The 24,741-nt window shown below is 42.4% G+C and carries 19 protein-coding genes and 1 pseudogene; 18 read left to right on the top strand and 2 right to left on the bottom strand.

Translation table 11 applies throughout. The features are described from left to right. Positions 1-179: 179 nt before the first annotated feature. From J0X14_RS19250 to J0X14_RS11945, 16 genes and pseudogenes are all read left to right on the top strand, one after another. Positions 180-806, top strand: a pseudogene (locus J0X14_RS19250) (S10 family serine carboxypeptidase-like protein); the annotation flags it as partial. A gap of 364 nt (positions 807-1,170) precedes the next feature. Beyond that, positions 1,171-1,263, top strand: a complete 93-nt coding sequence (locus J0X14_RS19245) for a hypothetical protein (RefSeq protein ID WP_410548706.1) — start codon at positions 1,171-1,173, stop codon at positions 1,261-1,263. Between the two features lie 526 nt (positions 1,264-1,789). Then, positions 1,790-3,340 (top strand): amidohydrolase family protein, encoded by a 1,551-nt coding sequence (locus tag J0X14_RS12010; RefSeq protein WP_242528018.1) that lies wholly within the window; start codon positions 1,790-1,792, stop codon positions 3,338-3,340. A 130-nt stretch (positions 3,341-3,470) separates the two neighbouring features. After that, positions 3,471-4,655: a proline dehydrogenase family protein gene (locus J0X14_RS12005; RefSeq protein WP_207098016.1), complete on the top strand. Its 1,185-nt coding sequence runs from the start codon at positions 3,471-3,473 to the stop codon at positions 4,653-4,655. Between the two features lie 366 nt (positions 4,656-5,021). Continuing rightward, positions 5,022-5,555 carry a sigma-70 family RNA polymerase sigma factor gene (locus J0X14_RS12000; RefSeq protein WP_207098015.1) on the top strand — a complete coding sequence of 178 codons (534 nt, stop codon included), beginning with the start codon at positions 5,022-5,024 and terminating at the stop codon, positions 5,553-5,555. A gap of 95 nt (positions 5,556-5,650) precedes the next feature. Next, a complete protein-coding gene (locus tag J0X14_RS11995) occupies positions 5,651-6,820 on the top strand; it encodes a FecR family protein (protein ID WP_207098014.1) in 1,170 nt (389 codons plus the stop codon). A gap of 273 nt (positions 6,821-7,093) precedes the next feature. Beyond that, a complete protein-coding gene (locus tag J0X14_RS11990; protein WP_207098013.1) occupies positions 7,094-10,456 on the top strand; it encodes a SusC/RagA family TonB-linked outer membrane protein in 3,363 nt (1,120 codons plus the stop codon). A 10-nt stretch (positions 10,457-10,466) separates the two neighbouring features. Continuing rightward, complete coding sequence (locus J0X14_RS11985) at positions 10,467-12,002, top strand: SusD/RagB family nutrient-binding outer membrane lipoprotein (protein ID WP_207098012.1); 1,536 nt, start codon at positions 10,467-10,469, stop codon at positions 12,000-12,002. 32 nt (positions 12,003-12,034) lie between these two features. Further along, positions 12,035-13,534: a mandelate racemase/muconate lactonizing enzyme family protein gene (locus J0X14_RS11980; RefSeq protein ID WP_207098011.1), complete on the top strand. Its 1,500-nt coding sequence runs from the start codon at positions 12,035-12,037 to the stop codon at positions 13,532-13,534. A 113-nt stretch (positions 13,535-13,647) separates the two neighbouring features. Continuing rightward, on the top strand, positions 13,648-14,601 hold the full coding sequence (locus tag J0X14_RS11975; protein ID WP_207098010.1) for an RraA family protein: 954 nt from the start codon (positions 13,648-13,650) through the stop codon (positions 14,599-14,601). After that, a complete protein-coding gene (locus tag J0X14_RS11970; protein WP_207098009.1) occupies positions 14,598-15,050 on the top strand; it encodes a nuclear transport factor 2 family protein in 453 nt (150 codons plus the stop codon). Before J0X14_RS11975 ends, J0X14_RS11970 begins: the two co-directional genes overlap by 4 nt. Before the next feature lie 50 nt (positions 15,051-15,100). Continuing rightward, entirely contained in the window at positions 15,101-16,036 is a 936-nt protein-coding gene (locus tag J0X14_RS11965) for an RraA family protein (protein ID WP_242528005.1), read from the top strand. A 16-nt stretch (positions 16,037-16,052) separates the two neighbouring features. Further along, a complete protein-coding gene (locus J0X14_RS11960; protein WP_207098008.1) occupies positions 16,053-17,333 on the top strand; it encodes a mandelate racemase/muconate lactonizing enzyme family protein in 1,281 nt (426 codons plus the stop codon). 20 nt (positions 17,334-17,353) lie between these two features. Continuing rightward, positions 17,354-18,463 (top strand): bile acid:sodium symporter family protein, encoded by a 1,110-nt coding sequence (locus tag J0X14_RS11955; RefSeq protein WP_207098007.1) that lies wholly within the window; start codon positions 17,354-17,356, stop codon positions 18,461-18,463. A gap of 127 nt (positions 18,464-18,590) precedes the next feature. Then, entirely contained in the window at positions 18,591-19,637 is a 1,047-nt protein-coding gene (locus J0X14_RS11950) for a sugar kinase (RefSeq protein WP_207098006.1), read from the top strand. Between the two features lie 11 nt (positions 19,638-19,648). Then, a complete protein-coding gene (locus tag J0X14_RS11945; protein WP_207098005.1) occupies positions 19,649-20,320 on the top strand; it encodes a bifunctional 4-hydroxy-2-oxoglutarate aldolase/2-dehydro-3-deoxy-phosphogluconate aldolase in 672 nt (223 codons plus the stop codon). A gap of 8 nt (positions 20,321-20,328) precedes the next feature. Here the strand turns inward: J0X14_RS11945 and J0X14_RS11940 are convergent, their stop codons facing one another. Continuing rightward, positions 20,329-21,171 carry a hypothetical protein gene (locus J0X14_RS11940; RefSeq protein WP_207098004.1) on the bottom strand — a complete coding sequence of 281 codons (843 nt, stop codon included), beginning with the start codon at positions 21,169-21,171 and terminating at the stop codon, positions 20,329-20,331. 198 nt (positions 21,172-21,369) lie between these two features. After that, positions 21,370-22,173, bottom strand: a complete 804-nt coding sequence (locus tag J0X14_RS11935) for a hypothetical protein (RefSeq protein ID WP_207098003.1) — start codon at positions 22,171-22,173, stop codon at positions 21,370-21,372. Between the two features lie 58 nt (positions 22,174-22,231). Between J0X14_RS11935 and J0X14_RS11930 the strand changes: the two genes are divergently transcribed. Together J0X14_RS11930 and J0X14_RS11925 are read left to right on the top strand one after the other, a co-directional pair. Then, on the top strand, positions 22,232-23,113 hold the full coding sequence (locus J0X14_RS11930; protein ID WP_207098002.1) for a helix-turn-helix domain-containing protein: 882 nt from the start codon (positions 22,232-22,234) through the stop codon (positions 23,111-23,113). Between the two features lie 101 nt (positions 23,114-23,214). Further along, complete coding sequence (locus tag J0X14_RS11925) at positions 23,215-24,741, top strand: serine hydrolase domain-containing protein (protein WP_207098001.1); 1,527 nt, start codon at positions 23,215-23,217, stop codon at positions 24,739-24,741.

Genomic DNA, 24,741 nt, shown 5'->3' with positions numbered 1-24,741 from the left:
GGTTTAGTTTGAGTTAGCTAACGTGAAAGGGCAAAAGTATGGTTGTTGTATGCAATTGTCTTTTGCCCTTCACAATGCTAGCTTATAATAAATGAATAAAGCAAATTTTAAAATCTTTGAAGACCCCCTTACCGAATAAAATAATAATTGTACAAAAAACTGAACTATACATAAATCACATGAAAATGAATCGAATTTTAGCAATTGCCCTGCTGTGCCTTGTTTTTCCTTTACAGGCACAACAACTCAACACCGATATGGATTCCACCGTTACCACCTATGGGCAGGTGACCATAAAGGGAACCCCGGTTAAGTACAAAGCCGTTACGGGGAAACAACCCGTATGGGATGAAAAAGGAAAAATTATAGCCGGTCTCTTTTTTACGTATTATGAAAGAACTGGAATCAGCAATAGAGCAAAAAGACCTTTGGTCATTTCCTTTAATGGAGGCCCGGGTTCGGCATCGGTTTGGATGCACATTGCCTATACGGGTCCCAAAATTCTTTCCATTGACGATGAAGGCTACCCTGTGCAACCTTATGGGATTAAAGACAATCCTTATTCCATTTTGGATGTGGCGGATATCGTATACGTCAACCCAGTAAATACAGCATATTCCAGGGCCATCGATAGTATGGACAGTAAAGAAGTATCAAAGCGATTTTTTGGGGTAAACCCAGATATTGAGTATTTGGCAACTTGGATCAACACCTTTGTGACCCGTCAAAACCGTTGGGAATCCCCAAAATATTTGATCGGGGAGAGCTACGGTACACCTCGTGTTTCAGGGCTTTCATTGGAACTCCAAAATTCCCATTGGATGTACTTGAATGGGGTCATTTTGGTATCGCCCACCGGTTTAGGGATTGAACGAGGAACGGCAGTGGAGCCAGCCAACTACCTTCCCTATTATTCAGCAGCGGCATGGTTTCACAAAAAGCTGCCGTCGGATCTTCAATCCAAAGATTTAACCGATATGCTGCCGGAAGTTGAAAAATATACGGTGGAAGAGCTTATTCCCATTATGGCCAAAGGAGGGTCTATTTCCGAAGCCGATCGAAAAGCAACAGCAAGTCGTTTAGCACGGTACACCGGACTCTCAGAGAAGGTGATTTTGGAACATAACCTAAGAATTCCAAAGCGATTTTTCTGGAAGGAATTGCTTCGGGATGAGGGCTATACCATTGGTAGATTGGACTCCAGATATTTGGGATTGGATAAAGAGGATGCCGGGGAGCGACCAGATTATTCCCCAGAGCTGACTACTTGGTTGCATTCTTTTACGCCAGCCATCAATTATTACATAAAAAATGTGCTCAAATACGATACAGATTTGCACTACAATATGTTCGGACCTGTTAGGCCATGGGATAGAAGTGGCAATGAGACTGGTGACAATTTGCGTCAGGCCATGTCCCAAAATCCTTACCTACATGTAATGGTTCAGTCTGGATATTATGATGGAGGTACAGATTACTTCAACTCCAAGTACAACCTTTGGCAAATGGATTTGAGCGGTAAGTTAAAAGATAGGATGAGTTGGATAGGATACCGTAGTGGGCACATGATGTATCTCCGAAAAGAAGACTTGGAAAATGCCAATGAGCATATCCGTGAGTTCATTGAAAAAACTATTCCGGCTGTGGGGCAGCCCGCCCAATATAAAAGATGATTCCAAGGATGAATGCAACAAAAGTAGGTTGTATCTTGACTCAATTATAAAAACTAAAACAGAGTTATATGAAAATTGCAAAGAATGGTTTCCTATCCCTTGTGTGCCTGTTGCTAATGCAAAGTGGTTTTGGACAAATTGAGAAAGCTCCCGAAAGGTCAGAAGGTGAGGGGCCGTGGTCCCAATTGATCATTCGGGGTGCTACCATGATCAATGGAAATTTGGCACCTCCTGTTGGGCCAGTGGATATTGTTGTGGAGAACAATCGCATTGTTGATGTGAAAACCGTGGGGTATCCCGGGGTTAAAATCAAGGATGACAGACGTCCAAAATTAAAACCAGGGGGGAAGGAACTCCAAGCTGAGGGAATGTACATTTTACCTGGATTTGTGGACACCCATGCCCATATTGGTGGGAAAGCCCAAGGTACAACCGCAGAGTATGTCTTTAAACTGTGGATGGGCCACGGAATTACCACAATTGCCGATCCTGGAAGCGGAAACGGATTGGATTGGACACTGGATCAAAAGAAAAAGAGTGCAAGCAATAAAATTACCGCCCCAAGAATAAAAGCCTTTACCTTTTTTGGAGCCGGTTCGGAAACACCTATCTCTACACCAGAGCAAGCTAGGGAATGGGTGCGGGAAAATGCGAAAAGTGGTGCCGATGGCATTAAGTTCTTTGGAGCACCGCCCAAAATTATGCAAGCAGCCCTTGAAGAAAACAAAAAACTGGGATTGCGATCAAAGATGCACCATGCCCAAACCTATGTGGGTGAATGGAATGTATTGAACAGCGCCAGAGCTGGACTTACGGCCATGGAACATTGGTACGGACTTCCCGAAGCCTTGTTCCATGATAGAACCGTACAGGATTATTCCTTGGATTACAACTACCAAAACGAGCAGGACCGTTTTGGTGAGGCAGGTCAGCTATGGGCACAGTCCGCACCTCCATTTTCTGATAAATGGAACAGTGTAATGAACGAGTTGCTCGAACTTGATTTTACACTTTCCCCTACCATGGTCATTTATGAAGCCAACAGGGATTTGACCCGGGCACGAAGGGCCGAATGGCACGAGGAATATACCTTGCCTTCCCTTTGGGAGTTTTACGCGCCGAGTAGAGAATCGCATGGGTCGTATTGGCATACCTGGGGAACCGAAAAAGAGGTGACCTGGAAAAAGAACTATGAGCTTTGGATGACTTTTATCAATGAATACAAAAACCGTGGGGGACGGGTCACTGTAGGTACCGATGCAGGATTCATTTATGAACTCTACGGTTTTGCTTATCCACGGGAAATGGAGCTATTACGCGAAGCAGGATTCCATCCGTTGGAAGTAATTAAAGCAGCCACATTAAATGGGGCAGAGTCTTTAGGGATGGACGATGAAATCGGAACCATAGAACCCGGCAAACTGGCCGATTTTGTGATTGTAGAGGAAAATCCAGTGGCCAATTTGCAAAGTTTGTACGGTACGGGAACCATCAAGCTTACTGATGACAATACCGTGATCCGTGCCGGAGGGGTGAAGTATACCATCAAGGATGGGATTATTTATGATGCCAAGAAATTGCTTTCAGACGTAAAGGCCATGGTAGATAAGGCCAAAGCAGAAGAAGACTATAAAATCGTTCAACCTGGACTAAAAGGATCAGAATAAGCCTTGGTCCCACTTTAAAGTAAACCAACCTAACACTAAATCGTCGGCAAAAAGTGGCATTTGTGTTCTTTTCGTGAATGTCACTTCATTTGTCGATATGTCTGTTCCCAGAAATTATTTTGCAATTGCTATGCAGAACACCCTGAATTTTGAAAACACCCAAATTGCATTTTCATCGAAGTCAAATAGGCAGTTAAAAAAAGCGGAATGGTTATTTTCCGTGGTAAAAAAAGCATGGCTCACCAATTTGGCCAAATCCACAACAAATTTTTTGCTGCGTATTGGATTTCCCATAGAACCCATTTTAAAACATACCGTTTTTGAACAATTCTGCGGAGGTGAAACCATTGTGCAATGTGAAAGTACGGTCAATGATTTGTTTCAAAATGGAGGGGTCCACTCTATTTTGGACTATTCCATAGAAGGTAAGGAAACAGAGGATTTTTTTGATGGCACCTTGGAGACCATGCTCAAAATTTGCGACTATGGAGATGGTTCGCCAGAGGTTCCTTTTCTGGTTTTTAAGCCCACGGGAATGGGGCGTTTTAAAATCTATGAGAAAGTCTCGGCCCATTTGGATTTGGATGCAGATGAAGTGTTGGAGTGGGGAAGAATCCAGAAAAGATTCGATGCCATTTGCAGTGCGGTTGCCACAACCAACTTCCTTAAGATCATGGTAGATGCCGAAGAATCCTGGATACAGGAAGCCATTGATACATTGGTGGAGGAGATGATGGTAAAATACAACACCGAAAGGACCGTGGTCTTCAATACCGTGCAGATGTACCGATGGGACCGATTGTCCTATTTGCAGCGAATGCATTCATTTGGTCAAAAGAACAACATCCGTGTAGGTGTAAAACTGGTGCGCGGCGCCTATATGGAAAAAGAACGGGAACGGGCTTTGGAGAAAGGATATAAAAGCCCTATTTGTGAAGACAAGCGCGCCACGGACCTAAATTTTGATAAAGGAATACACTTTTGTCTGAACCATTTGGATGTGTTCGATATTTTTGCAGGTTCCCATAATGAGATGAGCTGTCAAAAACTTTCCCAAAGCTTAAAAGAGGACGGTATTTCCAAAAATGATGAAAGAATTTGGTTTGGTCAGCTGTATGGTATGAGCGACCATATTAGCTTTAATCTGGCCAATAACGGCTATAATACGGCCAAGTATGTTCCCTTTGGTCCGGTAAAGGAAGTTATTCCCTATTTGTTCAGGAGGGCAGAGGAGAATACTTCTGTTGGATCACAAACTTCACGGGAACTGTTCTTTATCAAAAAGGAATTGCTCCGAAGGAAAAATGAAAAGTAGCTCATAAAGAACTATCCTTATTCTCTTTTTGACCGATAAATCTGTCGGGTTCCATAATTTACGGAATCGTTTGCGTAAACCGTAGGGCAGCTGTGTAACATTACGCCTATAATATGTGAAATTCAGGAAGGTTCGGTCTGCCCTCAAAATTCTTCAAGGCCCTAATGTACATCCTTGTATTACTGCTATTCATTAAAATTGAGTGTGCGGTTAAATTAACATTAAGCGTACTCTTTTTTATGTAAATTTTATGAAATCAAAAATATTTGAATATATTAGAGTGGTTTTTTTAAAATAATCACGCTTATTTTTATGCATTCTTCAATGTAAATAACCCCGGTCAGTACAGATGTATTTTTAAGATCAATGAAGAATCAAACCGAAGATACCATAAGAGGAATATTCATAAAACACTATCAGGAATGGTGTGTTCTTTCTTTCTCATTCCTTCATAGCATGCCCGAAGCGGAGGATGTTGTGCAAGACATCATGGTAAAACTTCTGACCCGAAAAGATGTACACACTATTGAAAACCTTCCATCCTATATTCGCGTTTCCATTAAGAATGCGAGTCTCTTAAAAATAAAATCTGGACAAAAGATTCGCCGATTGGATGAAACAGTGAGTTTGTATGATACTTCCTACGAACAGGAGCTTATTGATAAGGAAGGTCAGGTTGAGGTGCAAAAGGCGCTTAATATTTTACCCGAACAGAGCAAAAGGGTTTTTGAGCTTTGCGTGATTGAGGGACTTCAATATAAAAATACGGCCGATGTTCTCGGAATTTCCACAAACACAGTGAAATACCATCTGAAAAAGGCCTTCAAAATTCTTCGCCATAATCTTAGTAGTTCGTATTTTTTTAGCTTCATTATTATGATTGTCTCTTTTTTTTGCTAAAAAAATTGACATTTTAACAATTCGACACTACCCGTTTTTCCAATTTTGTAATTATATAGGTAAATGGTGGAAATACCACTTAGTCATTTAAGCCTATGGAAGTCGCTTCGCTGATTTATAAAAAACTTACTTCAAAACTTGATGAGTCCGAAAAATTGAAACTCAGCGAGTGGCTGTTGGCCTCTGAAGAAAATCAGACTATATACAATAACATTGAAACCTTCTACAATAAGGGTGGGGATATATCGGGGCTGATGAAATTGAGCGCCCAAGACGCTTGGGATAAAGTTTTGAAAAGCAGTAGGGCGGTCAAGAGACAAAATCGCACAAAACATATTATTCAATCAACCTATAAATATGCGGCCGTGCTCCTTTTTACCCTCATGGCCGGATATGTGTATTGGAATTACAACAACGCATCTGGGTCCATTACAAATGAGAATAGTCAGGATGAAGGCATTGTGATCGTTTTTGACAATGGTGAAAAAATTGAGCTGTCTTCAGATAAGACAAGGGAGCAATTGTTAGACAAGGACGGTAACCAGATAGGGGAAAGAAATGGGGATCAACTGGATTATTCCGGGAAAGAAAACTTGGGCGAGTTGGTCTACAACACATTGTCCGTACCCAATGGAAGACGTTTTGATATTGTTTTATCGGACAATTCACATGTTTTTCTTAATGCCGGATCTTCCCTTCGTTATCCCGTAAACTTTATTCCAGGTAAAAAAAGACAGGTGTTTTTAGAAGGAGAGGCCTTTTTTGAGGTTTCCGAAGACAAGGAACACCCTTTTGTGGTAACCAGCGGGAATATGGACGTTGAGGTTTTGGGAACAAAGTTCAACGTAAATGCCTATCCTGAGGAAACCAATATCAATACCGTATTGGTGGAAGGTTCTGTACAGTTGAATGTGACCGAAGCTGAGAAAAATGCCAATTCTTTATCCGTGTTGTTGGAGCCAGGTCATATTGCCCATTGGGACATAGATTCCAAATCAGCACAGATGGAAGAGGTTGATACCGAATTGTACACCAGTTGGATGCAAGGAAAACTTGTACTTAGGGGGATGCGATTCAAAGATATCATGAAAAAGCTGGAAAGGCACTACGGCGTGTCTATCCAGAATAAGAATAGAGAGCTGGAGAACCGTGTGTTCACCGCCACATTTGATGTGGAGACCATTGAGGAGGTGCTCAACACATTTGTTTCTGAGACCGACTTTGATTATTTGATAGAAAAAGATCAAATAACCATTTTAGAATAAATAACCAAAAAACCAAAATTATACGCCTATGAAATAAATGCACATAAAAAAATCGGGAGATGCTGCAACACCTACCCGATTGAGATTATTAACTCAAAAAATTAAGTTAACTAAAAACATTACAAAGGTATGAAAAATTACATCAAGAGCACTCTGCCTTGTCTAACTAACAACTTGTCGCTGACGGTGAAACTAACTGCACTTTTTTTGATAGTTTCTTTTTTCTCGACACATGCAAATTCCTACTCCCAGAAGACCAAACTAAGTTTGGATATGGAAAATGTAGAGATTGCACAGGTGTTCGAGCAGATTGAGTCTGTTTCAGAATTCAAGTTCTTTTATGACAACAGAAAAGTAAATGCTCAAAGAAAGGTCTCTATTAATGTAGACCAAAAATTGATCACAGAAATACTGGACAAACTGTTCCAGGGAACAAACATTTCTTATCTTTTTAACAAACAACAAATTGTTTTAAAAACCAGTAACGCAATCGATGTCGCTCCTATGGAAGCAAGTCTTTCCTCGCTTCCTGAAGACGATTTCCAAGCCACAATTTCGGGTACAATTACAGACTCCAATGGTGTACCAATACCGGGGGCTTCCGTGGTTGAACAAGGTACTACCAATGGTGTTGCCGCCGATTTTGATGGGGTCTACCAAATTACGGTTTCAAGTTCAAATGCCGTTTTGGTGGTAAGTTCCATCGGATTTGCAAGAAGAGAAGTTCCTGTGGGTGGATCTACTTCCCTCGATATTGTATTGCAAGAAGACACCCAGAGCTTGAATGAAGTAGTGGTAACTGCTTTGGGTATCAAGCAAGAGACCAAAAAATTAGGATATTCCATTGCCCAAGTTGATGCTGATGAGGTTAATGTGAACCGATCCTCCAACTTTATGAACACCCTTCAAGGTAAGGTGGCCGGTGTTAACATTTCTTCATTGAGCTCTGGTCCTGGTGGGTCATCCAAAGTTAGGATTCGGGGTCAATCATCCATTTCAGGAACCAACAATCCGCTCATCGTTGTAAACGGTGTGCCTATTGATAATACTTCTTTTGGTACCAGTCCAGGTAGCTCAAGCTCAGAAGTCGGAACTAATAGTGGTGGTGTTTATTCAGATGGAGGTGATGGTTTTTCCAGTATCAACCCAGACGATATAGAAAGCATGACCATCCTTAAAGGAGCCACAGGTGCTGCACTTTATGGATCTAGGGCAAAAGATGGTGTTATTATGATCACCACAAAATCCCGTGGACGCCAACAAGGATTGGGAGTTACCTATAACATCAACGTTACAGACCATACTCCTTTGGATTTTACAGATTATCAATATGAATATGGGCAAGGTGAAAACGGGGTTAGGCCAACATCTGCCAACCCAACTTCTGGGCAGTGGTCCTTTGGTGAGCGTTTTCAACCAGGAATGACACAGGTTCTTTTTGACGGTGTTGAGGTTCCTTATGTTCCTGTACGTGACAGAATCAAGAACTTTTACAGAAATGGTACCGATATCACCCATTCCATATCCATTTCAAGTGGATCTGAAAAAGGTGGTTTCAACCTGTCCCTTTCCAACTTGGGCAGTAAGGGTATAACCCCCAACAATGAGTTCAATAGGAAAACGGTAAACTTTGGAGCCAACTATGATCTATCGGATAAACTTAGTATTGAATCCCATATCAACTATTCCTATGAGAAAAATATAAATCCACCTAACGTTGGGCAGCAGGATAATACCATTTCGGTTGCTTTGTACAATATGGCAAACTCCATGCCTTTGGATTTATTGGATGAGAAAAAGTTCAATGCCGATGGAAACGAATTTGTGTACAGTAGGTTTAGAAACCGTACCAATCCTTATTTCACACTTTCTGAGCAGTTCAATGAAATTAGAAGAGACAGGATTTTTGGAAACGTTTTAGCTAGATATGAATTTGCCCCTTGGTTGATTGGTCAAGTTCGGGTAGGTCAGGATTACTGGTCACGTGCCCAGCAGTACAATGGGTACCCAACCGGTCAAGCTTCCAGACCATCAGCTCCAGCTCCATTCTTTAATGGAACCTTTACACAAACCGCCAGAAGGTATAGGGAAACCAACGTTGACTTCCTTCTTTCCGGTAATGTTAACGTAAATGAAGATTTGGCCGTAGGGTATAATGTTGGTGGAAACCAGATGAGAAGAAGACAGGATCTAAATCGTGTTGATGTAACCGATTTCGTTATCCGTGATTTGTATACTGTACAGAACGGTAGGGTAAAAAACCCAACTTATTCGTTGTCGGAAAGAGGTATTAATTCCTTGTATGGAGCGGTTGATCTATCTTATAAAGACACGTATTTTTTAAGTGGTACAGCCCGTAACGATTGGTTCTCAACCCTATCCAAAGAAAATAGAAGTATCCTGTATCCTTCGATTTCTGGTAGTGTTCTCTTTTCCAATTGGTTGGAAGGTAAAGCAGAATGGCTAACATTAGGTAAAATAAGAGCTGCTTACGCTGAAGTGGGTAGTGATACGGACGTAAATCCGTATTCAGATGCCTTGTTTTATGACATTAATGCCAACTTCTTCCCTGGGCCAGACGGATCACCTAATCCCGTGGCAGGGGCCAATACGTCAACACTTCCAAACCCTAACCTGCGCCCGATGAGTGTAAAGGAAACGGAAATAGGTGTCGATTTAAGAATGTTTGACAACCGAGTGGGATTGGATTTGGCCGTGTATCGCAAGACAACAATAGACCAGATTATTCCAGCCCAGATTTCCAACTCTTCTGGATTCATAAGCCAGTTGATCAACAGCGGTGAAAGTAGAAGTGATGGTATTGAAATGTTATTGAACCTAACACCTATCCGAAACGATGATCTACGATGGGACTTCAATTTCAATGCGTCTTACAACAAGACCAAAGTAATCAGTCTTCTAACCGATGAAGAAGATGAGAGCATTTTGGTGGGGAACCACATTTTTAATGGATTCCTATACCAAGTTGTGGGAGAGGAAATCGGACAATTGGCCGGTTTTGGGTATCAGTTTGATGACCAAGGAAGACAAGTATTTGCAGATGACGGTAGACCTCTAAGATCAGATGAGATTAAATTCTATGGTAGTGCATTGCCCAAATGGGTTGGAGGTATTACCAATACCGTGAGGTACAAGGATTTCAATCTGTCCTTTTTGATTGACTTCAAATTGGGCGGTAAAATGATTTCCGGTACCAACTTTAATGCCGTTAGACACGGTCTTCACAAGATGACGCTACCTGGAAGGGATACTGGAGTTATCGGAGATGGAGTAAACCAGGCTGGACAGCCTAACACTGTGGCTACAGAATCCCAAACCTATTGGGAAGTTGTGCGTTCGCAGCAGTTAATTGAACCTATTGTGTACAATTCCGGATACTGGAAATTGAGACAAGTGACTTTAGGCTATGATTTTAGGAAGTTTATTCCTGAAGATTCCCCCGTGCAAGGGGTGACCCTTAGCTTGATCGCAAACAATGTGGCTATGCTTAAAAAATGGGTTCCCAATATTGACCCTGATTCTTTTAGCTTCAGTTCCGATAACGTTTCTGGACTGGAATCCACAGGTGTACCGACCACAAGAAGTATCGGGTTTAACCTTAACGTCAAATTTTAAATAAGACATCATGAAAAATATAGGGAATAAAATCATAATTTTTGTAATCCTGATAGGCTTATTGGGATGCGAGGAGAATTTTGATGAACTCAATACCAATACTGTAGATCCTACCAGTGAAAGTGTAGACCCCGTGTTTCTATTGAACAATGCAATAGTTGGGTTGGCCTTTGCAGCTGGTAGCAATATCTACTATGACGAAGCTATTGTTCAGCAGATTGTAACCCCAAACTCTGGATTTGTGTCTGGGGCCAACTACAACCAAGACAATAGGAACAATACTGGTAACCAATGGGACGATTACTTCCAAAATGTTATTAAACATACGAGTGATGTAATCTTCCAGCTTAACAGTGTAGAATCAGACCGCTCAAACTTGTTGCAAATGGCCCGTATTTTGGAAGCCTATGCTTTTATGGTCCTTACCGATGAATATGGGGATATCCCTTATTTTGAGGCGGGTAAAGGATTGTCCGAGCAAATAGTATTGCCAAAGTATGATCCCCAAGAGCAAATCTACCCAGATTTGATCACAGAGTTGACCGAGGCCCGAGATGCTTTAAGTGCCTCTGCTCCGGCGGAGAATGGAGAAGCCTTGTATGCAGGTGATTTGGATCAGTGGAGAAAACTGGCCAACTCCCTTTTGGTAAGGGCTGGTATGAGACTCTCCAATGTAGACGCAACTTTGGCCCAACAAACCGTTGCAAGTGGGTTTAATGGAGGTGTTATGGAATCTAACGATGACAATTTTGTTATTCGTCATGATACCAATTTCTCCAATCCGTACTTTGGTGTTTTCAACGGAACAGAAGCCAATAACTTTTATTTGGTAGATGTTTTTGTAGATTACTTGAGTTCCAATGATGACCCAAGATTGGCTTCACTGGCAATACGCTATGTTGGAGCTACCTCAGGACCGGAACAGACTGTGGATATCGCCTCCAAAGACCCTGCAGATCAGGTTGGAATGCCTATGGGATATGACAACAGTACTATTGGCACTGTAGTTACCAATTTGGGGCTAGCCAGTTTCTATGACTTTACCCAAATGGATAGGTTTACATTTGGAGCACAAGCTGCACCATCATTCCTATGTACCTATGCCCAGACCCAATTGTTGTTGGCAGAAGCAGCTGCAAACGGTTGGATTACTGGAGACGCTGCCGAGTTCTACGAGAATGGAATACGGGGCAACATGGAGCAGATAGCCGCCTATGGTGAAAGTGTGGCCATTGCTGATGCTGATATTGATACCTATATAGCGGCCCATCCATTGAATTTGGCCAATGCCGCAGAGGAAATCAATACACAATATTGGGTGGCTTCCTTTTTAAATGGACCTGAACTGTTTGCCAACTTTAGAAGGTCTGGTTTTCCAGATTTAACCCCTAACCCATATCCGGCACAAGACATCACAGGTGATTTCATAAATAGGTTAACGTATCCTACTGCCGAAATAGCCGTAAATCAGGCCAACCTCCAAGAAGCGGTTTCCAGAATGGGACCAGATAACTTGGATACCAAGGTTTGGTGGGATGTAGATTAAAAAATAACCGAAATTATAACATAGATTAAAGCATGAAATCAGTATTAAAACAAATCATTGCTAAAAGCAAGCAGGAGGAGAAAGAGTATAGCTTGTCTAGGCAGGCGGAAATTGATAATCCCAAAACAACCGACGACAGAAGAAACTTTCTGAAGAAGACGGCTTTGGGGGGTATTGCCATGACTGGTATGATGGGGCTTGGTATTGAAGATACCATCGCCCAGACCACCTCTAAGGTGAGCAGGATGTCCGCTCCGTCCGATCTTAAGATCACGGATATGCGATACGCCCTCACCAATGTTATGGGAGGTACCGCCATTATTAAAATTGAAACCAACCAAGGGATATATGGTCTTGGAGAAGTAAGGGATGCCGCCGATGTGCGGTATGCCCTCTTCTTAAAGAGCAGAATCTTAGGAAAAAACCCTTGTAACGTTGAAAAGATATTCAAGAGCATTAAGCAGTTTGGAGGCCCTGCTCGCCAAGCCGGTGGTGTCTGTGCTGTTGAAATGGCTCTTTGGGATATCTGTGGTAAGGCCTACAATGTTCCTGCATGGCAGTTACTGGGAGGTAGGTATCGCGATATGGTGAGACTTTATGCGGATACACCCCAGGCCAGAAGTGCTGAGGAGCAAAAGAAGTTGATCGACTTTAGAATGAATACCCAAGGGTACACTTGGTTGAAAATGGATGTGGCCATTTCTTCCCTTCCGGCAGATTCAGGAATGTTGGTGAATGATAAATTCTGGAGAGATGACAACGGACGCTTATCCCAGTGGGGCGATGCTAGGAACTATATGTCTTATGGTAATACTGCGCATCCCTTTACACAGATTCAAATCACTGAGAAAGGTTTGGAAATGTTGGCACAACGAGTTGCCGATGTTCGTGAAATGGTAGGTTGGGAAGTTCCAATTTCAACCGACCACTACGGACACTTCGATTTGAACAATGGTATTCGATTAGGGAAAGCATTGGACAAATTTAGACTAGCTTGGTTGGAAGATATGGTGCCATGGCAATATACAGAGCAATGGAGAACCATCTCCGAAGCTTTGGAAACGCCTACCACCACAGGTGAGGATATCCATTTCTTGGAAAACTTTAAACCTATCATCCATAACAGGTCGGTAGATATTGTACACCCAGACTTGGCATCTTCCGGTGGTCTTTTGGAAACAAAACGAATTGGTGATTATGCTGAGGAGTTTGGTATTGGAATGGCCATGCACCAAGCTGGAACACCAGTTTCCTTCATGTCAAACGTACACTGCGCAGCAGCTACCCAAAACTTCTTGTCTTTGGAGCACCACTCTGTGGATTTACCTTGGTGGGAAGATTTGGTGACGACCGTAGGAGGTTTTAAAATGATTGACAAAGGATTTGCAACTGTTCCGTTGACAGCCCCTGGTTTGGGTATTGAATTGAATGAAGATGTGGTCAAAGAACACTTGCATCCAAGAGATAAGAGTTTCTTCAAGTCTACAGACGAATGGAACGAACTCAGATCGCACGATAGGACTTATAGTTAGTAGCTCAAAGGTTACTTAAGTTGTTTAGTTTTTTTTAAAAGTCGGCCTGGGATTAATGCTTTGGAGGTCTTGGGCCGACATTAAAAATTTTGTAAACCAATCTAATAGTAGATATGAAATACATTCAAGTAAAGATGATGGCATTGTTGCTCTGTTTAATGGCAACGATCAATGGCAATGCGCAAAGGGTCGCTTCATCACCAGATTATATAAAGGCCCTTACCAGTGAATGGGATGGTGAACGCTTCGATGATGGAAGGCCGAAAGTATCGGATGCCTTACTTTCAAGATTAAAGAAGATACGAATAGAAGAAGCCTGGGGCTATTTGCGCCAAAGGGGTTTCAACAACCAATATGAGGGAGGCTGGAAGATCATACACCCAGAAGGGGTTATGACCGGTCGGGTTGTAACAGCACAATACGTTCCCTTACGACCAGACTTAAAAGAATATGTAAAACTGCAAGGCGCTAAAGAAAAGCGTGATACCATTGGTGGCAGCAACTCATGGCCCATTGAGATTTTGGTAAATGGCGATGTGTATGTGGCCGATGGCTATGGAAGAATCATAGACGGAACCCTGATTGGCTCCAATCTTGGTAATGCCATTTATGCCAACTCCAAAAATGGAGTGGTGTTCGATGGGGGAATTCGTGACCTTGGAGGACTTTTGGAAATTGAAGGATTTAATGGTTGGTACAGGGATGAAGACCCTTCCTATTTAATGGAACAAATGTTAACCACTATCAATGCACCTATTCGTATAGGTCGTGCTACGGTTATGCCTGGTGATGTGGTTTTGGCTAACCGTCATGGAACCATTTTTATTCCATCACATTTGGTGGCACAATTGGTAATTTCTTCTGAAGTTGTGGCTCTTCGTGACGAATTTGGATTCCAAAGACTACGAGAAAAAACCTATACTGCAGGACAGATTGATACCCGTTGGACAGACGAAATCAAAGCAGATTTCTTGGATTGGCTCAAAAAATATCCAGATGCCAAACTACCCATGACCAGAAAAGAACTGAACGATTATATCGCGAACAGTAGATATTACCAACCATGATAAGCATCAAAATTTTCAAAAATATCCTTGCCGTATTGGTAATTGGCCTTGCTGTTTCCTGTACCTCACAAGGTGCCGGAACATTGGACCAACAATCTGTTTTGGAAGCTTTGGGAGAACTGGACCAAGCATTAATTGATAGGGACTCAGAAACCTTATCTTCCATTACAGCGTCCAATCTAACCTATGGACACTCTAGCGGAAACATTCAAGACAAGCAAGAATTTATTGATGATGTAATGAACGGGCCCTTCCGATTTGTTTCCATAACCAATGAAGACCAGAGTGTTGCCATTTCAGGCAATACAGGCATTGTTCGTCATATACTTTCTGCAGATGCCACCAATGCTGGAAACCCGGCGAAAGTTCGTATCGGCATTGTAATGGTGTTTCAACAAAATGAAAATGGAAAAGTGGTTTTGTTGGCCAGACAAGCTTATAAACTGTAGATCTGGATACATATAAACTGGATATAAACTAACTAAAAGCAAACTAAACTATGTTAAAAAGAGGATTCATTTTAATGCTGTTCCTTTTTGGACTGGTAGGGCAGGTTTTGGCCCAACAGATTTCAAAGGAAGAACTGATTTTTTTGACCCCTGAGTGGAAAGGTGAACGATTTGAGGATGGTAGACCCAAAGTATCGGATGCTATCCTGGAGCGGATGAAACAGGTAAGTATAGAAGAAGCTTGGGCCGTGATGAAAAATGCTGGGTACAGGTATCAAATTGCCGAAGACTGGAAGCTTATCAACCCAGATAGCGTATTAGTGGGTCGTGCCCTTACTGCTACCTTCATGCCCGGTCGACCTGCGGTATGGAAAGCCATTGATGATAGGGGCAAAGCACAGGGAAAAAGAGGTCAAAACACATGGCCAGTAGATCTTTTGGTAAAAGGAGATGTGTATGTGGCAAATCAGTTCGGTGCAGATATTGATGGCCCAACAATCGGAGATAATGTGGGGAACGCCATTTATGCCAATTCTGGCAATGGTATTGTATACGATGGTGCTTTAAGAGATGTAGAAGGCCTCATGGAAATTGGTGACTTTACCTCTTTCTATACCAGTTATGATGCATCACACCACAATCCCCCCGGAGATTTGAATACCATGATTATTGGAATCAACCAACCCACACTGATTAGAAAAGTAACGGTTATGCCAGGTGATGTAGTGTTGGGCAAGTTGGGCGTAGTGGTATTCATTCCTCCTCATTTGGCGGAAAAAGTAGTGACTACCTCAGAAATTGTGCGCTTGCGTGACATGTTTGGTCACCAACGTATCCGAGAAGGAAAATACACAGCGGGTCAGATTGATACCCGATGGGCAGATGATATCGAGAAAGATTTTAGCAAATGGCTTAACGATCATATCGATGAACTTCCCGTACCCAAAGAACAAATTCAAGAAATATTAAAAAGTAGAACCTGGTAATCAAAAACTATATAAAGTGAAAAATTCAAGAAGATCATTTATCACAAAATCAGCATTGGCAACTGCCGGTTTGGGAATGGTATCCAGCACCTATGGTAATGAATATGTGCAGGCAATGGATAAAAACCCAAAGCTTTCCGCACCCTCAGACTTAAAGATAACCGATGTCAAGTGCGGTTTCATTCGTAGAGGTAGTGGCTTGTTCGTAAAAATACATACCAACCAAGGAATTTATGGATGCGGAGAAGGTGTAGATGCTGTACCAGGTACCTATCATTTGGTGAAGCGAATGGGCTATTTTTTAAGAGACCAAAGCCCGTTCAATGTGCATAAAATTTTTGAGGATATCCGTAGAGCTGGCCATTTCGGAGGTGGACAATCAGGGACTTATGTTGCGGTGCTTTCAGCTATTGAGACAGCATTGTGGGATTTGGCAGGTAAAGCCCTCGATTTACCAGTTTATAAACTTTTGGGAGGTAAATTCCGTGATAAAGTCCGCGTATATTGTGACACGGCCCTGTACCGAGTTCGCTTTCCCTCTCCAGAGGATTTTGCCACAGCAGCTACAGGTGCCATCAAGAACTGGGGATTTAACGCCTTAAAATTTGATTTGGATTATGCCAGTGATCCCGATAAATACGATCGATATAACTGGACTGCCAGCCCTGGTGAGATTTCAAGAATGTATAACCAGCTTGCGGCAGTAAGGGAGGCTGTTGGCCCTAAAATAGACCTGTGTGTCGACATGCACGGACGTTACGATCATGTAACTGCCCAAACGATAGCCAAAAAAGTGGAAGACCTTAACCTAACTTGGTTAGAGGAGCCTATACCCGCTGAGAATTTTGATGCTTTCAAGACTTTATGCGAAGAAACAAGTACTCCCATTTCGGCAGGCGAAAACGTTTACCTTGGTCATGGCTTCAAGCAATTATTGGACAATGGAGTTGATATTGTCATGCCTGACTTACAAAAATGTGGTGGGCTTGGTGAAGGTCAGCGCATTGCGAACTTGGCCAACCTATATTATGTGCCGTTTTCGCCCCATATGGTGGCTTCCTTCTTGGGTGCAATGGCATGTGCGCACGTTTGTGCCACCGTACCAAACTTCCATTTAATGGAATGGCAATCTTATTTCCATACCGATCCAATGTTCAAGGAAATTGTAACCTATGACGAATCCGATTGGGTAAAGGACAGTTTTGTAACTGTATCTGAAAAGCCAGGCATTGGTGTGGACATTAATGAAGAAGCCATGAAGAAATATGCTCCAGAAGGAATACCCTTCTTCGAATAAGAATTGATAAAACCAGATTTGTGAAGTCTATATATAAATATTTTCTTGGGGCGGCAGCGATATTGGCCATAGTTACAGCCTATTTTTATTTTACTGGCCAGTTTTCCACTTTTGGAATTTTACTCACCTTCTTTTTCCTTGCTTTATCGTTTGGGTCTAGGGGGCATCATGTTACAAAAGGCTTTTCATTTGCCTTGCTCATTTTTGCAGGAGTAACCATGGCGATGACCTATCCCAAAATGTTTACTAATTTGGGTGGTTTTGAGTTAAATGCCCTTATTGTGCCCCTTTTACAGATTATCATGTTCGGTATGGGGACCACAATGAGTCTCAAGGATTTCGGCGAGGTAGTAAAAAGTCCAAGAGCAGTATTTATAGGGTTGGTTTGTCAGTTCACCATAATGCCCTTAGTTGGGGCAAGCTTGGTGTTCTTGTTCAAATTTCCACCCGAGATAGCTGCAGGTGTTATTTTAATTGGTTCCTCACCTAGCGGTTTGGCTTCTAATGTGATGGCGTATATCGGAAAGGCCAACCTGGCGCTTTCGGTTACCTTGACCACTGTGGCCACGCTGTTGGCACCTTTTGTAACGCCTATTTTAATGAAAACATTTGGCGGTCAATTAATCCCCATTGATCTATGGGGAATGATGTGGAGTATAATCAAAATCACTATAATACCTATTGCAGGCGGACTAATTTTCAACAAACTTTTTCACGGAAAAACGGAATGGCTGGACAAAGCCATGCCATTGGTTTCCATGGGAGGAATTGCCTTGATCATCACCATCATTACAGCAGCAGGTCGTGACAACCTGTTGACTATGGGTGCAGTGCTCATCTTGGTGGGGCTTATCCATAATTTATGTGGTTACTTTTTTGGGTATTGGGGATGCAGGATTTTCAAGCTCGACGAGCGTTCGTGCAGAACCATTGCCTTTGAGGTGGGCATGCAAAATGCTGGCTTGGCCTCTGGCCTTGCCAATGAAATGGGCAAAGTGGCCACAGTGGGGCTGGCCCCTGCGGTCTTTGGCCCAATGATGAACATTACAGGATCCATATTGGCATCCCATTGGCACAAGAATTCACCCAAAGATGAAAAAACATCAACCTTGGAAACAGCAAAAGAATAAAAATAGTTGTTTGAGTTAGTTTAGTTATCCAGTGAAGAACGTGCTACATTTGAAGCACGTTCTTCTTTTTTTTCCATAAAAGGTGGAACAATGATATTTTTACATAAAGATTCAAAATAAATATAATATGAAGAAAGTAGTGACCTTTGGTGAGATTATGCTTCGCTTGGCACCTCCCGGCTTTTTGAGGTTTTCGCAAACAAATAGTTTTGATGTAGTGTACGGTGGCGGCGAGTCGAACGTTGCGGTATCCCTGGCCAATTATGGTGTTCCAGTGGATTTTGTGACCCGCTTGCCAAAGAATGATATAGGAGAATGTGCGCTTATGGAGATGCGAAAGCGGGGAGTCGGCACGGACAGAATAATCTTTGGCGGTGACCGCCTCGGAATCTATTTTCTGGAGACGGGAGCAGTGAGCCGCGGGAGCAAGGTGGTCTATGATAGGGCCCACTCTGCAATGGCCGAGATTGGCCCGGGAATGATCGATTGGAAGAAAGTTTTTGAAGGAGCACAGTGGTTCCATTGGACGGGGATTACCCCGGCCATTTCCCAAGGCGCGGCCGATGCTTGCATAGAAGCTGTTAAGGTGGCCCGGGAAATGGGCGTGACCATATCAACGGACCTGAATTATAGGGCCAAGCTCTGGAAGTATTGTGATGATGCAAAACGCGAAGAAATCATGTCGGAGCTCACCGCGCATTGTGATATTGTGTTGGGGAACGAGGAAGATGCGGAGAAGCACTTTGGCATAAAGCCCGAGGGGCTGGACATCACCACCCAAGGGGAACATGTGAAAGCAGAGGCTTTCCTGTCCGTCTGCAAACAGATGATGGAAAGGTTCCCGAACGCCAAGAAGGTGATCACCACCCTTAGGGGTTCACTGTCGGCCTCGCACAATACTTGGGCCGGGGTGCTCTATGATGGAAAGGAACTTTATAAGTCAAGGGAATACCAGATTACCCATATCGTTGACCGCGTGGGTGGCGGGGACTCCTTTATGGGCGGATTGATCTATGGACTGATCAAATACCCAGAGGACGATCAGAACGCACTGGATTTTGCGGTGGCGGCCTCCTGCTTAAAACACACCATAAAGGGTGATGCCAATTTGGTGACCGTAGATGAAGTTGAGAAATTGATGGGAGGCGATGCCTCTGGGAGGGTATCACGATAAAAAAGGATAAAATGGCAAGATATACGCGCATAGAAGTAGTGAGCACAATGATGGGGACCGGAATGGTGCCCTTGTTCTACCACCCAGATGTTGAGTTAGGAAAAAAAGTACTGAAGGCCTGTTACGATGGCGGCGCCCGACTGATGGAGTTCACCTCACGGGGAGACTTTGCCCATGAGGTGTTCGCAGAGTTGAACAAATATGCCTTGAAAGAACTCCCCAGAATGATGATGGGCGTTGGTTCGGTGACCGATGCCGCAGCGGCCTCGCTCTACATGCAGTTGGGAGCCAACTTTGTGGTTACGGCCTCACTACGGGAGGACGTGGCAATCGTCTGCAACCGAAGAAAAGTATCCTACAGTCCGGGCTGCGGTTCCCTTACGGAGATTGCAAGGGCGGAGGAACTGGGTTGTGAGATTGTGAAGCTGTTCCCTGGCTCTCTGTATGGCCCCGGGTTTGTAAAGGCCATAAAGGGTCCCCAACCTTGGACAAGCATTATGCCTACTGGAGGTGTGAGTACAGATGAGGACAACCTAAAAGGGTGGTTTGGTGCAGGAGTGACCTGTGTGGGATTGGGCTCACAACTAATCAGTAAGGAGGTCATACAAAATGGGGATTTTAAAGGATTGGAAAAAAGTGTGAGCGAAACGTTGGCCCTTATAGCCAAGATTAGAAAAGGCTAATTTGGGTTTTATGGCTTGGCCTTATTTTTTGAAACATAAATATTGCTCATCCCATTGATTTCTCTGAAGGGTTTTCCACTTGAAAAGAAAAAGTGACTGCTGTCCGCAGTAATGAAAGCACTGTCTTCATAGAATTTGGAGTTGATGGAATCGTTCAGTAAAATAGGTTCTTGCCAAGAGCCTTTGCTTTTGTGGGATATGTAAATATCATCACCTCCAATCCCACTTTTTCGGATGGAACTGAACCATAAAACAGAATTGGATCGGCTAATATGGCTGGGCCATTCACCACTTTCATTTGTGTTGATGGGATGGTCTAATTTTTCAATTCTTTCAAAAGAATGGTTCACATATTGGGCGCTGTAAATGTCCCAAGTACCGTCCCTGTTGGATGAAAAATAGACGTTCCCGTTGGAATTCATGGTCAAACAACAGTCTTGATATTTGGAGTTAATGGGACTGACCAATGGTTTGGCGGTTTCCTTCTTAAATTCATACTTTTCATCAAGCTCAATTTCCCAAATGTTCCAAAGGTTGGTACTATCTCCTTCCTTAAGTTTAAATTTATTGGTAAAAAAGGCTTTGGATTTATCGGGACTAAAAGCAATACCAGCTTCATATGAGCTTTCAGTAAGTTTTATTTTGGTTGGGACGGTCCATTGACCCTCTAAAAAGCGTGAGATATAGAGCCCCGATTGCTCGTAATTTTTATCGCTTCGCGTAAAAATGATGACATCCTTTTGAGGGGATATATAGGAAAGACCTTCGTGGTTTTCTTGCGTTGAAATCAACCCTTCTTCAAAAATATGGGTGCCTTCTTGATATTGTCCCAATGAATCTATAGGCTTCATCTGTTCGCATGACATTGTCAGAAACAGGAATGCTCCAACTAAAAAAATGCAAAAAATCTTCGTTTCAGAAAGCATTCGCTTTATCCTATTGATGAACGTGCGCTGTTGTTCCAAACTGTTTTCTATATTTCAATTGTTTTGGAGAAGCACTGAAATCCAAGATATGCTTTGGGTGGACAGGTTGTGCTTTTTCATGGTTTAATTTTTGAACCAATAAGATGCTCCAAAGGCTTTAGGGTCGAAAACCTTGTCGTCTAGATCTGGATGAAGGTCAATATCGTTGTACCGTTCCGTTTGAATAAGGCGGCCATCCACATGGAACTCAATCCAAGTTTCTATCCAATGCCCTTCAATGTTTTTAAAATCATCATATTTTACTTCGTAAAGTTCCCCTTGTTTGCCTTGACTGAACCTTCGGACCACGTAAAGTTCTTTGGCGTCCACCCAGATTTGAGGTTTGCTGGTGTCATCAGCGGTAGACCCTAAAATATAAACCGGTTTTCCGTTGTACTCCGAGGTATTCAAAATTGAAGTGTCAATCCCCAAACTCTTGAGCCTTTCCAAAGTTTCTGCTGTAGAATAATGGAAGAGTCCCCCTTCCAGAATCAAAAATTCCTGAATTTCCGGACCGGAATGCACTAGGGAATCCTTTCGGAATACATAAATGCTGTCGTTACGGTTAATATTGGCATTTCTATTTTCGGGGTCTCCAAAATCTATTCGAAATTCTGTGGGATATCGAATGGCCTCATACCATGTTGAGGTATCCTGTGGTTGACCTTCTTCATTAAAATGTACCGTTTCTTGCACAAAGGTGAACTCAGTGATTTGATCTTCACTTTTTTGGGTTTTCATAAAATCTATCAATGCCTCAACCGAAGTGATGGGACTTTCACCTTTTGGCGCTTCTTTCTTGTTTTTGCATGAAATCACATAGAGGAATAACAATACAAGCCCCCAGATTAGAGGTTGTTTTTTGCTTGTCTTTAAGGCATTTTTCATAAGCTACTGTTAAAAAATTTCAAAATTAAGAAGGGAGTTAGGTAACAAATTGTACTTTTTGGACAGATGTAAAACAGAATCCAAGGAGTTCATGTATTGCAAGGAATATTATCCAGATCAGTTTTTTTCGCGATATATCGACAGTTATTTTACGGTGGATACGTCCTTGGTCTATGAGGATATCACCGATATTGTGGTGCCCGATGGCACATTTGGTTTGCTGTTTATTGATTCCCAGAATTCCATCAAAAGAAACACTTCAACAGAGGGTCAACCCATAACGTTGGGCCGTACCAGTTTGTTCGGACAAAGAACCAAACCGGTCAACTATTACTATTCACCCGGGAAAACAACATCCTTTGGAATAAAAATCAACCCGGAGGGATTTCCCCTATTTTTGGATTACAGCTACAAAGAACTCAACAACATTTTTGTGGGACTGGACGGTATAGCGGATAGGGGTTTAATGGAATTGGAGGAGCAGGTTTTTGAACAACCTAGTGTGAAAGGCAAAATAAAGGTTGTGGAATCGTTTCTTTTAAAGCGGATTGTTAAGCTCAATTCGGATGATGATTATATGCTCTATTCCGCTATTGTGGAATACATTAAGATAAAAAAAGGGGAGATTCGTTCCAATGTATTGGCTGCACATTTTAATATCAACTACAAGAAAATGGAGCGGCTCTTTAAATTTTATATGGGCATTGCGCCGAAAACCTACATAAGGATTATACGCTTTAATGCCGCCATTCACCTACGGGGGCAATTGACCGATTTAAATCTCACCCAATTGGGCAATGAGTTGGGCTTTTTTGACCAATCCCATTTTATTAGGGAGTTTAAATCATTTTCTTCATTGACACCCAAGGACTTTTTTGGCAAAAAACTGTCAAGTTCAGAGGAAGTCCTTATGGGCATCATTGCGCAGCGTTGGAGCTGATTCCTGTCTAATTTTTACAATTTTTAGATACTTCCCAGAGGTAGATTTGCCTTATGAGCTATATTTAGGGCAATTACAAAATTGAGGAGCAACCACCAAGCATGATACAAAACAGAAAAAAGAAGATTCTTAAGGGACTTCTAGCGTTTTTATGTTTCCAAACTCTGGTTCAAGCGCAAGAATTTTACAGCCAACTGGAATCCGAACTTCAAACTAAGTTAAATTCCATCGTTCGAGAAAATAATCTCCCAGGAGTTACTTTTTCCCTGCTGCTTAATGAGGAACATCAAATTACATTGGCAGCAGGCTTTTCCGATACCGAAGAAAAAATTCCCATGAGGCCCGATAGCAAAATGCCAGCCGGTAGCGTTGGAAAAATCTTCTTTGCAGCTGTTGCCTTAAAAATGATTCAGGAGGGAAAATTGAATTTGGACGATAAGGCTTCCTCTTATTTGGGCGATACGGACTGGTATTCAACTTTTCCCAATCATGACGATATTAAAATCATCAATTTGATGAACCATACTTCAGGTTTGCCACGGCATTTGTTTCAGCCTGAGTTTATGGAGGATTTTGTAAAGGACCCAAAAAAGAAAAGGGCTCCGGTGGACTGCATTCAATCCATAGCCAACAAAGAACCGGTACATCCTGTGGGAAAAGGATGGGCGTATTCAGATACCAATTATATTTTGTTAGGTCTGATTGTAGAGAAAATAACAGGACGGGATTTTTATGATTTGATTCAAGAGCAAATTCTAGATCCCTTGTGGTTGGATTTAACGGTTCCGCAGCGAAGTGATCAAATAGAAGGATTGGCGCAAGGATATGTGGGACCTAATAATCCCTTTGGTCTTCCTAAAAAAGTTGTGGACACTGATGGAAACTTTGTTTTAGACCCTTCTTTTGAATGGGCCGGAGGTGGCTTTGTCAGCAACCCAAAGGATTTAACCAAAATGGTAAAGTTTATCCAAGAGGGGGAATATCTGGATGAAGACACAAAGACCAAGCTTAGGAAGGCGGTGAGTATGTCCACTGGGCAAGCTTTTGATAACGGATATGGATTGGGAACTTTTGTTTGGAGCAAGAGGAACGATACCAGATATGGGCATTCGGGCTTCTTTCCCGGTTATGTGTCGCATGTGGAGTATTCCCAAAATAGACAATATGCCTTAGCCATTCAAGTGAATGATGATGGAACCTATGCTTATTTGCAGCAATTTTTATTCGATTTGGAAGAAATTGTGGACAACTACTTGGGTAGTATCGATGATTATACTATTCGGCAGAACTTCAAAAAACAGGAGGACTGTTGGAACAATTCCAATATAGAATGCTATATGGAGGCCTATGCCAAAACCGAGCCTATACAAACCGCTTCTCAGGGCGGAATAACCTATGGTTATGATAATATTATTGGGAATTATAAAAAATACTTTCCCAAAGAGCGCATGGGTGAGTTGTATTTTGATAACATCAATACACGACGTTTGAGCGACCATTTGTATTTTGTCACAGGTCGCTTCAACCTAAAATTTCCAGGTAGGGAAGAACTGGCCCAAGGATGGTTTTCCGTCAACATGAAAAAGATAAAAGGAAAATGGTACATGATTACCGATCACTCAAGTTAA

Source organism: Allomuricauda sp. CAU 1633 (assembly GCF_017313225.1).
Lineage (GTDB): Bacteria > Bacteroidota > Bacteroidia > Flavobacteriales > Flavobacteriaceae > Flagellimonas.
This window is presented reverse-complemented; position numbering and strand designations above follow the sequence as displayed.